This window comes from Edwardsiella anguillarum ET080813 (assembly GCF_000264765.2).
Classification (GTDB): domain Bacteria; phylum Pseudomonadota; class Gammaproteobacteria; order Enterobacterales; family Enterobacteriaceae; genus Edwardsiella; species Edwardsiella anguillarum.
The window spans coordinates 161,420-175,715 of the sequence record NZ_CP006664.1 but is presented as its reverse complement, the minus strand read 5'-3'; the positions used below and the strand labels follow the sequence as shown (position 1 = coordinate 175,715).

The 14,296-nt window shown below is 63.3% G+C and carries 10 protein-coding genes and 1 pseudogene; 10 read left to right on the top strand and 1 reads right to left on the bottom strand.

What is annotated here, in order from left to right:
- Positions 1-747: 747 nt before the first annotated feature.
- The 10 genes and pseudogenes from ETEE_RS22400 to ETEE_RS00785 all read left to right on the top strand — a co-directional run.
- Positions 748-3,048, top strand: a pseudogene (locus ETEE_RS22400) (DNA translocase FtsK); the annotation flags it as partial.
- 138 nt (positions 3,049-3,186) lie between these two features.
- Complete coding sequence (lolA, locus tag ETEE_RS00825) at positions 3,187-3,801, top strand: outer membrane lipoprotein periplasmic chaperone LolA (RefSeq protein ID WP_034162483.1); 615 nt, start codon at positions 3,187-3,189, stop codon at positions 3,799-3,801.
- Positions 3,802-3,817: 16 nt separating this feature from the next.
- Positions 3,818-5,161 carry a replication-associated recombination protein A gene (locus tag ETEE_RS00820; protein ID WP_034162482.1) on the top strand — a complete coding sequence of 448 codons (1,344 nt, stop codon included), beginning with the start codon at positions 3,818-3,820 and terminating at the stop codon, positions 5,159-5,161.
- 120 nt (positions 5,162-5,281) lie between these two features.
- Positions 5,282-6,574, top strand: coding sequence for a serine--tRNA ligase (serS, locus tag ETEE_RS00815; RefSeq protein WP_034162481.1), 1,293 nt, complete (start codon positions 5,282-5,284; stop codon positions 6,572-6,574).
- 460 nt (positions 6,575-7,034) lie between these two features.
- Complete coding sequence (dmsA, locus tag ETEE_RS00810; protein WP_034162480.1) at positions 7,035-9,482, top strand: dimethylsulfoxide reductase subunit A; 2,448 nt, start codon at positions 7,035-7,037, stop codon at positions 9,480-9,482.
- Positions 9,483-9,492: 10 nt separating this feature from the next.
- A complete protein-coding gene (locus ETEE_RS00805) occupies positions 9,493-10,110 on the top strand; it encodes a DMSO/selenate family reductase complex B subunit (protein ID WP_012849025.1) in 618 nt (205 codons plus the stop codon).
- A 1-nt stretch (position 10,111) separates the two neighbouring features.
- Positions 10,112-10,972 carry a DmsC/YnfH family molybdoenzyme membrane anchor subunit gene (locus ETEE_RS00800; protein WP_034162479.1) on the top strand — a complete coding sequence of 287 codons (861 nt, stop codon included), beginning with the start codon at positions 10,112-10,114 and terminating at the stop codon, positions 10,970-10,972.
- 56 nt (positions 10,973-11,028) lie between these two features.
- Positions 11,029-11,643: a Tat proofreading chaperone DmsD gene (gene dmsD / locus ETEE_RS00795; protein WP_034162478.1), complete on the top strand. Its 615-nt coding sequence runs from the start codon at positions 11,029-11,031 to the stop codon at positions 11,641-11,643.
- Positions 11,643-12,215 carry a 4Fe-4S dicluster domain-containing protein gene (locus tag ETEE_RS00790; RefSeq protein WP_034162477.1) on the top strand — a complete coding sequence of 191 codons (573 nt, stop codon included), beginning with the start codon at positions 11,643-11,645 and terminating at the stop codon, positions 12,213-12,215. Before dmsD ends, ETEE_RS00790 begins: the two co-directional genes overlap by 1 nt.
- A 113-nt stretch (positions 12,216-12,328) precedes the next feature.
- Positions 12,329-13,474, top strand: coding sequence for an MFS transporter (locus ETEE_RS00785; protein ID WP_034162476.1), 1,146 nt, complete (start codon positions 12,329-12,331; stop codon positions 13,472-13,474).
- 77 nt (positions 13,475-13,551) lie between these two features.
- Here the strand turns inward: ETEE_RS00785 and ETEE_RS00780 are convergent, their stop codons facing one another.
- The gene (locus ETEE_RS00780; protein ID WP_015461821.1) at positions 13,552-14,004 is read right to left on the bottom strand and encodes a PTS sugar transporter subunit IIA; all 453 of its coding nucleotides are present in this window, start codon (positions 14,002-14,004) and stop codon (positions 13,552-13,554) included.
- Between the last annotated feature and the right edge of the window lie 292 nt (positions 14,005-14,296).

Below are 14,296 nucleotides of genomic sequence, written 5' to 3'. Positions count from 1 at the left end.
ACGGCCACGGCCACGGCCACGGCCACGGCCACGGCCCCGACGACGGTCACCGCTGCCGCTGCGGTGCTCAGCGCCCCGGGTATCGCCGCGTCGCCGGCCGCGCCGAATGCGCCGAGCGATATGCAGTTTACCGCGTCGCCGGTCGCGCCGAATGCGCCGGGCGACCTGCAGTTTACCGCGTCGCCGGCCGCGCCGAATGCGCCGAGCGACCTGCAGTTTACCGCGCCGTTACATGACGACATCGCTCCGCACGCCGCGGCCGCGGTGACGACGCAATCCGCGCCCGATGCTCCGCGGTTACCCGTCGCATCGCCGGCAGTCGGCTCTGTCCCGGCGTCGTCGGGCACCGATGCGACGCCGTTCACCTTCAGCGCCACCGAGCCGGAAAGCAGTGAGCCGGTCGTCCCGATGTACTCGTTTACCCTGCCGGAGGATCGTCCCCATACGCCGTCTCCGGCCGCGTCCGGGCGTCTCCACTCCTCGCGTGACGCCGAGCCGCCGCTCGGTCAATGGTCTACGCCGGACGATGATGAGGCGAACGCCGCGCACGGCACCGCCGATCTCCCCTACCTCAACCCGGGGCTATCGCCGGATCTGCCGGTGTTTGGCGCCGCCAGCCGTCACGATGCGTCGGCCACCCTGGCTGCGGCGGCCTTTACCCCGGCCATCGGTGCGCTGGACGGCGGAGTCCAGGTGAAACAGGGCATTGGTCCTGAGCTGCCGCGCCCGAATCCGGTGCGTATTCCGACCCGCCGCGAGCTGGCGTCGCTGGGGATCAAGCTGCCGTCACAGCGGATGGCGGAGGATCGCGCCCGTCGTGAGGCCCAGGAGCGCCGCGCGCAAGAGGCGCAGGCGGAGCTTGCGCAGACGCCGCCGCTGCAGGTGACGCCGCTGGGGCAGGAGAGCAGCGCCGCGGCCGGTCAGTCCATCTTTGCCCAGGCCTCGGCGCTGGCCGCCGGGACCGGCGGCGTGGCGTCAGCTGCGCCTGACGCGGCAGCGTTGCCGTCGTTCTCCGCCTACTCCGAGCCGCAGGATCATCCGGTCGCCGCGGCGGCAGAGGAGGAGGCCGAGCATGCGGCGCTGCGGGAGCAGGCCGCGCTGCACGAGGCCTTTGTCAGCCAGCCGCGGGCCCGCTATGGTGAGGATTACCTGCACGAAGATGACGATGAGCGTGCGCTGGAGCAGAGCCGCCTGCAGCGCGAGTTTCTGGCCGCGCAGCAGCAGCGCTATGGCGATGCCGATCCGAGCCCGCATCGTGGCCCGACGGCAGCGCCGGAGATCCCGGCGGCCCGAACGGCCTCCGAGCCGCCGCAGGGTGGGCTGATGTCGTTCTCCGCCCGCGAGGCGCTGGCGCAGGCCGAACAGCCGGCGCCCGCCTTCGACTTTGCCGATTTTAGCGCCGCGGACGACGGTCCGCAGGAGCCGCTGTTTACGCCGCCGCCGGAGATCGCGCCGTCCGCTGCTGCGTCCCCGCAGCCTCCCGCTACGCAGACGCAGGCGTCGGTGTCCGGGCTGGTTCACCCCTTCCTGGTGCGCGACGAGCGGCCGATGCATAAACCGACGACGCCGCTGCCGACCCTGGATCTGCTGACGTCGCCGCCGGCTAACGCCGAGCCGGTCGATATGTTTGCCCTGGAGCAGCAGGGGCAGCTGGTGGAGGCCCGCCTGGCGGACTATCGGGTAAAGGCCGCGGTGGTCGGCATTTCGCCGGGGCCGGTGATCACCCGCTTCGAGCTGGATCTGGCGCCGGGAGTCAAAGCGGCGCGTATCTCCAATCTGTCGCGCGATCTGGCGCGCTCCCTGTCGGCCGTGGCGGTTCGCGTGGTGGAGGTTATCCCGGGCAAACCCTACGTGGGACTGGAGTTGCCCAACAAGCATCGCCAGACCGTCTACCTGCGCGAGGTGCTCGACTGCCCGCAGTTCCGTGAGAGTCCCTCGCCGCTGACGGTGGTGCTGGGCAAGGATATCGCCGGCCAGCCGGTGATCGCCGATCTGGCCCGTATGCCTCACCTGCTGGTGGCCGGTACCACCGGCTCCGGTAAGTCGGTGGGAGTGAACGCGATGATCCTGAGCATGCTGTTCAAATCTACGCCGGACGAAGTGCGCTTTATCATGATCGACCCGAAGATGCTGGAGCTGTCGGTCTACGAAGGCATTCCGCACCTGCTGACCGAGGTGGTCACGGATATGAAGGACGCGGCCAACGCGCTGCGCTGGTGCGTCGGGGAGATGGAGCGCCGCTACCGCCTGATGTCCGCGCTCGGGGTTCGCAACCTGGCCGGGTATAACGATAAGGTGCGCCAGGCCGAGGCGATGGGCCGTCCGATCCCCGATCCGCTGTGGCGGCCGGGTGACAGTATGGATGCGCTGCCGCCGGCGCTGGAAAAGCTGCCCTATATCGTGGTGATGGTGGACGAGTTCGCCGACCTGATGATGGCGGTGGGCAAGAAGGTCGAAGAGCTGATCGCCCGCCTGGCGCAGAAGGCGCGTGCGGCGGGGATTCACCTGGTGCTGGCGACCCAGCGTCCGTCGGTCGACGTGATCACGGGCTTGATCAAGGCCAACATTCCGACCCGTATCGCCTTTACCGTCTCCAGCAAGATCGACTCGCGCACTATCCTGGATCAGGCCGGCGCCGAATCCCTGCTGGGAATGGGCGACATGCTGTATATTCCGCCCAATACCTCGACGCCGGTGCGCGTGCACGGCGCCTTTGTACGCGACGAAGAGGTTCACGCGGTGGTGCAGGACTGGAAGGCGCGCGGGCGTCCACAGTATATTGACAGCATTACCGCCTGCGATGACAGCGAAGGTGGCGGCGGGGGGCTGGACAGCGACGATGAGCTGGATCCGCTGTTCGATCAGGCCGTCGCGTTCGTGATCGACAAGCGTCGGGCGTCGATTTCCGGGGTGCAGCGGCAGTTCCGTATCGGCTATAACCGGGCGGCGCGCATCGTGGAGCAGATGGAGGCGCAGGGGATCGTCAGCCCGCAGGGGCACAACGGTAACCGTGAGGTGTTGGCGCCGCCGTCCGGCGACTATGACTGACGGGCGGTGCGGCGCAGCGCGACGTTTTTCTCGCGTGGCGCCCCTCGGCCTGGCGTATAATCAACGGGTATTGTGACACCTGATCGCGGCATCGCGGCGGTCAGGCCCAATTTATTCTTGCTTAAGGTAATCATACCGATGAAAAAGCTGTTAGTTGCGTGCTGCGTCGTCAGCGGCATGATGTCGGCCTCCGTTCTGGCGTCGCCGAGCAGCGATCTGCAGGGCCGTTTGAACAAGGTAAACAGTTTCCACGCCAGCTTTACCCAGGCGGTCAGCGCGGCGGACGGCACGCCTGTGCAGCAGGGCGAGGGGGAGCTGTGGGTAAAACGCCCCAATCTGTTTAACTGGCATATGATTTCGCCGGATGAGAGCGTGCTGGTGTCCGATGGCAAGACCCTGTGGTTTTATAACCCCTTCGTCGAGCAGGTGACCGCCACCTGGCTTAACCGCGCCACCGGCAATACGCCGTTTATGCTGATCACCCGCAACGACGCCAGCGACTGGGCGCAGTATAACGTGACCCAGCAGGGGAATACCTTCGATCTGGTGCCGAAGAGCGCCAAGAATAACCTGAAGAAGTTCACCATCAGCGTGATGCCTGACGGCACGATCAACGGCTTTAGCGCCGTCGAGCAGGACGGTCAGCGCAGCGTCTACACGCTGAAGCGTCAGCAGAATGGCGCGGTGGATGCGGCCAAGTTCCGCTTTACGCCGCCGGCGGGTGTGACGCTGGACGATCAGCGCCAAAAATAAGGGGCGGAACCGCGACGTGAGCAACCTTTCCCTCGACTTCTCTCAGAATGCGTTTCAGCCGTTGGCCGCTCGGATGCGGCCGGCGACGCTGGAGCAGTACATCGGACAGCGTCACCTGCTGGCGGCGGGCAAACCGCTGCCGCGCGCCATTTTGGCGGGGCACCTGCACTCGATGATCCTGTGGGGACCGCCGGGGACCGGCAAGACGACGCTGGCGGAACTGATCGCCCGCTACGGCCACGCCGAGGTGGAGCGGATTTCGGCGGTGACCTCAGGGATCAAGGAGATCCGTGAGGCCATTGAGCGTGCACGCCACAATCGCGACGCGGGGCGGCGTACGATCCTGTTCGTCGATGAGGTGCACCGCTTTAACAAGAGTCAGCAGGACGCCTTTTTGCCCCATATCGAGGATGGCACCATCACCTTTATCGGGGCCACTACGGAAAACCCCTCGTTTGAGCTGAACTCGGCGCTGCTGTCGCGGGCGCGAGTATACCTGCTCAAGGCGCTGGACGCGCAGGATATCGCCCAGGTGGTGGTGCAGGCGATGACGGATCGCGAACGCGGCTATGGCGCTCAGGATCTGACGCTGCCGACGGAGACCCGCGATGCCCTGGCTGAGCTGGTCAATGGCGATGCGCGCCGGGCGCTGAATACGCTGGAGATGATGGCGGATATGGCCGAGGCGGACGCCCAGGGGCAGCGGGTGCTCACCCTGGATCTGCTGCGATCGGTGTCTGGCGAGCGCAGCGCTCGCTTCGATAACCACGGCGATCGCTATTACGATCTGATCTCCGCGCTGCATAAGTCCGTACGCGGCTCGGCGCCGGATGCCGCGCTGTACTGGTATGCGCGCATTATTACGGCGGGCGGCGATCCGCTGTACGTGGCGCGCCGTCTGCTGGCCATTGCGTCGGAGGATGTGGGCAATGCCGATCCCCGTGCGATGCAGGTGGCGATCGCCGCCTGGGACTGCTTTACCCGCGTCGGCCCCGCCGAGGGAGAGCGCGCCATTGCCCAGGCGATCGTCTACCTGGCCTGTGCGCCGAAGAGCAACGCCGTCTATACCGCCTTTAAGGCAGCGATGCGCGATGCCAAAGAGCGTCCGGACTACGACGTGCCGCCCCACCTGCGCAATGCGCCGACGTCGCTGATGAAGTCGATGGGGCTGGGGCAGGAGTATCGCTATGCCCACGATGAGCCGAATGCCTATGCCGCCGGCGAGGTCTATTTCCCGCCGGAAATGGCGCAGACGCGCTATTATCAGCCGACCGCGCGCGGTCTTGAGGGCAAGATCGGCGATAAGCTGGCCTGGCTCGCTGAGCAGGATCAAAATAGCCCGACAAAACGCTACCGCTAACCCATTCATTGCGGTAAGGTTATGAAGAAATCCGCTTTGCATTGAGCGCACTGCCGCGGATGCGGCTATCGCCCCGATGTATTGTTTATTAAAAACCCCTCAATAATTCACAGGATTAGCATGCTAGATCCCAATTTGCTGCGTAATGAGCTAGACGCAGTCGCCGAAAAGCTGGCTCGCCGAGGCTATAAACTGGATGTTGACACGCTGCGTCAACAGGAAGAACGCCGTAAAGTGCTGCAGGTCGAAACGGAATCCCTGCAGGCTGAGCGTAACTCGCGATCCAAATCCATCGGTGCGGCGAAAGCGCGCGGTGAGGATATCGAACCGCTGCGCCGTGAAGTCAACGAATTGGGTGAAAAGCTGGATGCCGCTAAGGCCGAGCTGGATCAACTGCAGCAGGAAATCCGCGATCTGGCGCTCTCGATCCCCAACCTGCCGGATGATTCCGTGCCGGTCGGTCGTGATGAGAACGATAACCAGGAGATCTGCCGCTGGGGTGAGCCGCGCCGCTACGATTTTGACGTCCGCGATCACGTCACCCTGGGTGAAATGGCCGATGGCCTGGATTTCGCCGCCGCCGTGAAGCTGACCGGTGCCCGCTTTGTGGTGATGAAAGGTCAGATCGCCCGCATGCACCGTGCCCTGGCCCAGTTTATGCTGGATCTGCACACGGAGCAGCATGGCTACCTGGAAACCTATGTGCCGTATCTGGTCAACCACGATACCCTGTACGGCACTGGCCAGCTGCCGAAGTTCGGCGCGGATCTGTTCCACACCCGTCCGCTGGAAGAGGAGGCCGACAGCAGCACCTATGCGCTGATCCCGACTGCCGAAGTCCCGGTGACCAATCTGGTGCGCGGCGAGATCCTGGAAGAGAGCGCGCTGCCGCTGAAGATGACCGCCCATACCCCGTGCTTCCGCTCTGAGGCCGGCTCCTATGGTCGCGATACCCGCGGTCTGATCCGTATGCACCAGTTCGATAAGGTTGAGCTGGTACAGATCGTCCGTCCGGAGGACTCGATGGCGGCGCTGGAAGAGCTGACCGCGCACGCGGAGAAAGTGCTGCAGCTGCTGAATCTGCCGTACCGCAAAGTGCTGCTGTGCACCGGCGACATGGGCTTTGGCTCCAGCAAGACCTACGATCTGGAGGTTTGGGTTCCGGCGCAGAACACCTACCGTGAAATCTCCTCCTGCTCCAACATGTGGGATTTCCAGGCGCGCCGGATGCAGGCCCGCTACCGCAGCAAGGACGACAAGAAGCCGCGTCTGGTGCACACCCTGAACGGCTCTGGTCTGGCGGTGGGGCGTACCCTGGTCGCCGTAATGGAAAACTATCAGCAGGCCGATGGCCGCATTCAGGTGCCGGAAGCGCTGCTTCCGTATATGAACGGTCTGGAATATATCGGTTAATACGCTATTTTCTACCGTTAAAACCCCGCATTGCGGGGTTTTTTATTGCCGTCGATCTATCGTCTATTCCCACCCTGACGCCGTGCCTGCCATCGTAAAAATAAATGATTGTGGTTATCAGCCGTAATGTCTTAATTCTGTCTGAAAGACTTTAAACATATTTTTTGTCGTTATGTGAAATACAACGTCTTATTTGTTGATGTGACGCAAATAGAGCGAGAACGAAAACCGTATTCTCTTTTAAGAGAGCGTGATCCAGGCCGTGGCGTTGCATAGCCAGGTGATTATTTTAATGATTATTATATCCTTAGCGTCAGCTTGAGCGTCCCGCAGCGTTATTGTCGAGCCGCTGGGCGCCTGTCACCTCTTTTCTGTTTTCTTTGAGTGTGCCGCTTTTCCAATAGGGAAAGTGGTCTTTGCTGTATTAACCAGTAGAAAGCAAAATAAAAGTGAGCATGCTATGAAAAAAAACAGTCGGACGGCGTTACTGGATGCGTCGCTGAGTCGGCGAACCGTGGTGAAGGGCGGGGCGATCGGCGGACTGGCGGCGGCCAGCGGCGCGCTGTCATTGCCCTTTGTCCGCCAGGCTCAGGCCGCGCCCGCGCAGAATAAGCCGGCGGCGCAGGATGAGCAGGTGATCTGGAGCGCCTGTACCGTTAACTGCGGCAGTCGCTGCCCGCTGCGGATGCACGTGGTCGATGGTGAAATCGCCTATGTCGAAACCGATAATACCGGCGACGATCGCTACGAGGGGCTGCATCAGGTGCGCGCCTGCCTGCGCGGCCGTTCGATGCGTCGCCGGGTCTACAACGCCGATCGCTTGAAATATCCAATGAAGCGGGTCGGCAAGCGCGGCGAAGGCAAATTTAAGCGCATCACCTGGGAAGAGGCGTTCGACACGATCGCCGTCAGCATGAAGGGGATCATCAAAGAGTACGGTAACGAAGCGATCTACTTGAACTATGGCACCGGGACGCTGGGCGGCACCCTGACCCGCTCATGGCCGCCGGGGGCGACGCTGATCGCCCGGCTGATGAACTGCTGCGGCGGCTACCTCAACCACTATGGCGACTACAGCACCGCGCAAATCGCCGCCGGATTGAACTACACCTACGGCGGCTGGGCCGACGGCAACAGCCCGTCGGACATTGAAAACAGCCAGCTGGTGGTGATGTTCGGCAATAACCCGGGCGAAACCCGGATGAGCGGCGGCGGTGTGACCTACTATGTGGAGCAGGCGCGCGCCAAGTCCAATGCGAAAATGATCATTATCGACCCGCGCTACACCGACACCGGCGCCGGGCGTGAGGATGAGTGGATCCCGATCCGTCCCGGCACCGATGCGGCGCTGGCGGCGGCTCTGGCCCATGTGCTGATCACCGAGGCGATGGTCGATCAGCCGTTCCTGGATCGCTACTGCGTCGGCTATGACGAGCGCACCCTGCCCGTGGGCGCGCCGGCCAACGGTCACTATAAGGCCTATATCCTGGGCCAGGGACCGGATAAAACCGCCAAGACGCCGGCCTGGGCGGCGGCGATTACCGGGATCCCGCAGGATAAGATAATCAAGCTGGCGCGGGAGATCGGCGGCGCCAAGCCGGCCTATATCTGCCAGGGCTGGGGACCGCAGCGTCACGCCAACGGTGAGCTGACGTCGCGCGCCATCGCCATGCTGCCGATCCTGACCGGCAACGTGGGGATCAACGGCGGCAACAGCGGCGCCCGCGAAGGCTCCTACAGCCTGCCGTTTGTGCGGATGCCGACGCTGGAGAACCCGGTGAAGACCAGCATCTCGATGTTCCTGTGGACCGATGCTATCGTGCGGGGCCCGGAGATGACGGCCACGCGCGACGGGGTGCGCGGCAAGGATAAGCTGGATGTTCCGATCAAGATGATCTGGAACTATGCCGGCAACTGCTTAATTAACCAGCATTCAGAGGTCAACCGTACCCACGAAATCCTACAGGATGACAGTAAGTGCGAGATGATTGTGGTGATCGATAACCATATGACCGCCTCGGCCAAGTATGCCGATATCCTGCTGCCGGACTGCACCGCCTCCGAGCAGATGGACTTCTGCCTGGATGCCTCCTGCGGCAACATGAGCTATGTGATCTTTGCCGATCAGGCCATTGCGCCGCGCTTCGAGTGCCGCACCATCTATGAGATGACCAGTGAGATCGCCAAGCGTATGGGCGTTGGTCAGCAGTTTACCGAAGGCCGTACGCAGGAGGGGTGGCTGCGTCATCTCTATGCCCAGTCACAACAGGCGATCCCGGGGCTGCCGTCGTTTGAGGCGTTCCGCAGCCAAGGGATCTACAAGCAGCGTGATCCGCAGGGACACCACGTGGCCTACCGCGACTTCCGCGCCGATCCAAAGGCGCATCCTCTGACTACGCCGTCGGGTAAGATCGAGATCTACTCCAGCGCATTGGCCGACATCGCCGCCACCTGGCAGCTGGGGCCGGACGACGTCATCGATCCGCTGCCGATCTACAGCCCCGGGTTTGAAAGCTATAAGGATCCGCTGATCGCCAAGTTTCCACTGCAGCTGAGCGGTTTTCACTATAAGGCGCGTACCCACTCGACCTATGGCAACGTGGATGTGCTGAAGGCGGCCTGTCCCCAGGAGATGTGGATCAATCCGCTGGACGCCGCTCCGCGCGGTATCGCCCAGGGCGATCTGGTACGGATCTACAACGATCGCGGCGAGGTGCGCATCAGCGCCAAGGTGACGCCGCGCGTGCTGCCTGGCGTCGTGGCGCTGAGTGAGGGGGCCTGGTATAGCCCGGACGGCGAGCGGGTCGACTACGGCGGCTGTATTAACGTCCTGACGACTCAGCGTCCGTCGCCGCTGGCCAAAGGTAATCCGTCACACACCAATCTGGTACAGGTTGCCAAGGCCTAAGGAGTAGCTGATGACAACGCAATACGGTTTTTATATTGACTCCAGCCGCTGCACCGGGTGCAAGACCTGCGAGCTGGCCTGCAAGGATTACAAGGATCTGACGCCGGACGTCAGCTTCCGCCGCATCTATGAATACGCCGGTGGCGAATGGCAGCGCGAGGGCGACGGCTGGCATCACGATGTGTTTGCCTACTATCTCTCGATCTCCTGCAACCACTGCGACGACCCCGCCTGCGTGAAGGTGTGCCCGAGCGGTGCGATGCACAAGCGGGAGGATGGCTTTGTGGTGGTGGACGAATCGGTGTGTATCGGATGCCGCTATTGCCACATGGCCTGTCCCTACGGCGCGCCGCAGTACAATGCGCAGAAGGGGCATATGACCAAGTGCGACGGCTGCTATGAGCGGGTGGCGCAGGGGCAGAAGCCGATCTGCGTCGAGTCTTGTCCGCTGCGTGCGCTCGATATGGGGCCGATTGAGGAGCTACGCGCCCGCTACGGTGATCTGGCCGCGGTAGCGCCGCTGCCGGCGGCGCACTATACCCGGCCGAACCTGGTGCTGAAGCCGAATGCCAACAGCCGTCCGGTCGGTGATACCTGCGGCTACCTGGCGAATCCAAAGGAGGTCTGAGATGGGAATGGGATGGCATGAATGGCCGTTGATGATCTTCACGGTGCTGGGACAGAGCGTGGCCGGAGCCTTTATCGTGATGGCGGCGGTGCTGCTGCGCGGGCGTCTACAGGCCGATCGCGCCTTGCGGATCCAGGGGAGAATGTTCTTCCTGTGGCTGCTGCTGGGGATCGCCTTTGTGGCGTCGGTGCTGCATCTGGGCTCGCCGCTGCGGGCCCTGAACTCGCTGAACCGGATCGGGGCCTCTGGGCTGAGCAACGAGATCCTGTGCGGTTCGCTGTTCTTTGCCGCCGGGGGACTGTACTGGCTGTTGGCGGTGCTGGGCAAGATGCCCGTCGCCCTGGGGCGCCTGTGGCTGATGTTGACGATGGCGCTGGCGCTGCTGTTTGTCTGGGCGATGAGCCAGGTGTACCAGATCAACACGGTGCCGACCTGGTATAGCGGATACACCACACTGAGCTTCTTCGTCACCATGCTGATCGGCGGGCCGCTGCTGGGCTATCTGCTGCTGCGCTCGGTGGAGATGGACAGTGCCTCGCTGCGCCTGCTGCCGCTGATTAGCTGCTTCGCCGCGCTGGTCGGCGTGGTGGCCGCCGGAATGCAAGGGAGTGGCCTGGCCACCATCCACAGCGCGGTACAGCAGGCCTATGCCCTGGTTCCGGACTTTGCCGGTCTGCTGGCGCTGCGCAGCGTGCTGCTGGTGCTGGGACTTGGCTGCTGGCTGTGTCCGCTGCTGCGCGGCAAGGCGCCGTCGCTGACGACGCTGACGCTTGCCCTGATCCTGGTGCTGGCGGGTGAGCTGGTGGGACGCGGGGTGTTCTATGGCCTGCATATGACCGTCGGCGTGGCGGTTGCCGGCTGATGACAGAGAGGGGCGGCGCCAAGGCGCCGCCCAATCGCGTAAGGAATGCGTTGGTTATGTTACAACCTGAACAACTGCAGGATATGGCGCTGACGGCGCGGGCGCTGGGGGCCTTGCTATACTGGCCGCCGGACAGTGAGCAGGCGGCGCCGCTGGTGACGCTGCTGCGTCAGCCGCAGGAGACGCTGCGCTGGCCCTATGGCTCGTCGGCGCAGCGTGAACACTGCGCTGCGCTGCTGTGTGCGCCAGCGCAGGAGTCGCTGGCCTCGGCTCATCAGCGGCTGTTTATCGGCCCCCATGCGCTGGCGGCGCCGCCTTGGGGATCGGTCTATCTGGATCGGGAGAGCGTACTGTTCGGTGAGTCCACCCTGGCGCTGCGCCGCTGGATGGATGCGCAGGGGATTAGTTGGCAGTCAGACGCCCGCGAGCCGGAGGATCATATCGGTATTTTGCTGCTGATGGCCGCCTGGCTGGCCGAGGGGCAGCCGCAGCTGCTGCCGGCGCTGCTGCAGCTGCATCTGTTGCCGTGGGGCGAACGCTATCTGACGCTGCTGCAGCAGGGCGCGGATCATCCGTTTTATCAGGGGCTGGCGTCGCTGGCGGCGCTGACGCTGCAGGCGTGGCAGCGCCAGCTCGCCATCGCCGACAGCGACGTACGGCTCTATCGCTGATGAGCGATCGCCGCGACGAACGCTACTATCGCGCCTGGATGACGCACCGTCACGTCAGCCGGCGTGGTCTGCTGCGCGGCCTGCTGGGGGGAGGGCGCCAAGCGCAGCGGCAGGCGGCGCTGATCGCCGAATGTCGGGCCGCGGGGAGACCACCCTATGCGCTGGCGGAGGCGGCCTTCTTGGCCTGCTGCGATGGCTGCGGGGAGTGTGTCGCCGCCTGTCCCTATGGGCTCATCGCCTTGCACGAGGGGCACGCCTGGCTGGATATCGCCTTTTGCGCCTGCGACACGCAGCGCTGCCGGGCCTGCGTCGACGCCTGTCCTGCGGGAGCGCTGCAGCCGTGGCTCCCCGCGGATACCGCCTGGCGCCCGCAGGTTGGCCCACACTGCCTGGGCCGTTACTCTGGGTGTCGCCTGTGTCAGCGGGCCTGTCCCCGGCAAGCGCTGCGCTTCGACGACGCGGGACTGCCGCAGCTTGAGGAGCGCGTCTGCGACGGCTGCGGCCAGTGCAAAATCGCCTGTCACGACGGCCATCTGCAGCTGGTTGCCGCCGTCGCACACGGGAGAGGGTAACGCGCCGTCCCGGCTTCGATCCGGCCCGTCGCTGAGCACTTAACGAGCCATTGACATTTTTGTCACCGGTGGCATGATGCGCACACTTTTTCTGTCTGTGCGGTCACTCTTCCATGTTCTCGCTCTCTCGCCCGGTGCTGCTGCTGCTCTGCGGGCTATTACTGCTGACGGTCGCCATGGCCTTACTCAATACGCTGGTGCCGCTGTGGCTGGATCAGCAGCACCTGGCGACGTGGCAGGTCGGGCTGGTGGGATCGGCCTATTTTCTTGGCAATCTGGTCGGGACGCTGGTCACCGGGCGGGTGATCCTGCGGCGCGGCTTCAATCAGAGCTACTACTACGCCTGCCTGCTGTTTGCCGCCTCGACGGCGGCGCTGGGGATCGCCAGTGAGTTCTGGGGCTGGCTCCTGTGGCGTTTTCTGGCCGGGATCGGCTGCGCCATGATCTGGGTGATCGTCGAGAGCGCCCTGCTGCGCAGCGGCAGTAACGCCAACCGGGGCCAGCTGCTGGCGGCCTATATGACCATCTACTATCTGGGCACCGTGCTGGGCCAGCTCACGCTGGGGGTGATCTCGACGGCGCTGCTGAGGGTGATCCCCTGGACGACGGCGCTGATGGTGGTGGCGATGCTGCCGCTGTGTTTCGCCCGCATCGAACGCCCTCAGCCGCGGCGTGCGGCGCTGGCGATCTGGCCGCTGCTGCGCCGTCGCAGTGCCCGGCTGGGGGTGAACGGCTGCGTGATTTCCGGGGCGATACTGGGCACCCTGTATGGGCTGCTGCCGCTGTACCTGAGTCATCAGGGGATCAGCGATGCTCGCGTCGGTTACTGGATGGCGCTGCTGGTCAGCGCAGGGATCCTCGGCCAGTGGCCGGTGGGGCGCCAGGCCGATCGCTATGGCCGCCTGCGGGTGCTGCGGGTACAGGTCACGCTGCTGATCCTCGGCAGTCTGGTGATGCTGTCGACGCCGCAGGGGGCGCTGGCGGCGTTGGTGATACTGGGCGGCGCTGGATTTACGCTTTACCCCGTCGCCATGTCGTGGGCGTGTGAGCGGGCCGATCGCCATGAGCTGGTGGCGATGAATCAGGCGCTGCTGATGAGCTATACCCTGGGCAGCCTGGCCGGACCCACGCTGGTGGCGCTGTTGATGCAGCATTTCTCCGATCGCTGGATGTTTGTGACGATCGCCGCGATAGCGCTGTGCTATGGACTGATGCTGTGGCGCCGCCCCGAGGGACACTCCGCGCTGCCGGCGGCCTAAAGCAAGACACCCCGCGCAGGGCGCAGGGTGTCGCTATGGTGCCGTAGATGCCCGCCCGGTGGGGCGGGGCTCTGCCGTCAGTGCAGCAGCGCGGCCTGAATTCGGGCCCCCAGCATGTTCTGGCTGGTTGCCTGGGTGAACAGCTCAAAGCCGTTGTTGATCTCCAGCCAGTTTTCGATCCGGCTGTGCAGATCATACAGCGCCTGCTGGGTCCCGGCGGAAAGGGTGATAATCAGGTTGACCTCAGCGCCATCCGGCATGACGACCGGTTTATCACACTTGAGTACGGATGCCTCTCCCTGTTCACTGAGTACCCCATGCTGCGGTTGGGCGAATACCAGCATCACACCTTCGCGTACCATGAAATCCTGCTTGCCCCGTTTCAGTGCGTCGATGATGTGCAGCGGATAATGGGCGCTAACCTTCTTATCGCTGATCAGCGGTTGACAGGCAAGATGGATGGCATGGCGCCAGCTCAGCGGCTGGTGGCAATACTGCCAGCGTTGGTCGAGAGTTGCATCAATAGACATAAAATCCTCCGGTAACCTTGTACCTGAAATAATTATCTGTGCTGTCCCTAGTGATAATTTCATTGAGCCGTCTACGGTCGCAGTGACGATAGGACGCGGGTACAAGTTCAGCATTAAAATAACGATACATCACACGTAACAGATTGATTAATAACATCTAATCTCTTGCGGTGTAAAAACAGTGTATCGACTCAGGTCACAGAAGTCACTGACTAGAAGAATTTCTAATAATCGCGATCGTCTCATTACATTACTTAAATCATCGCCGCGATATTAGCGTAATAATTCAGCA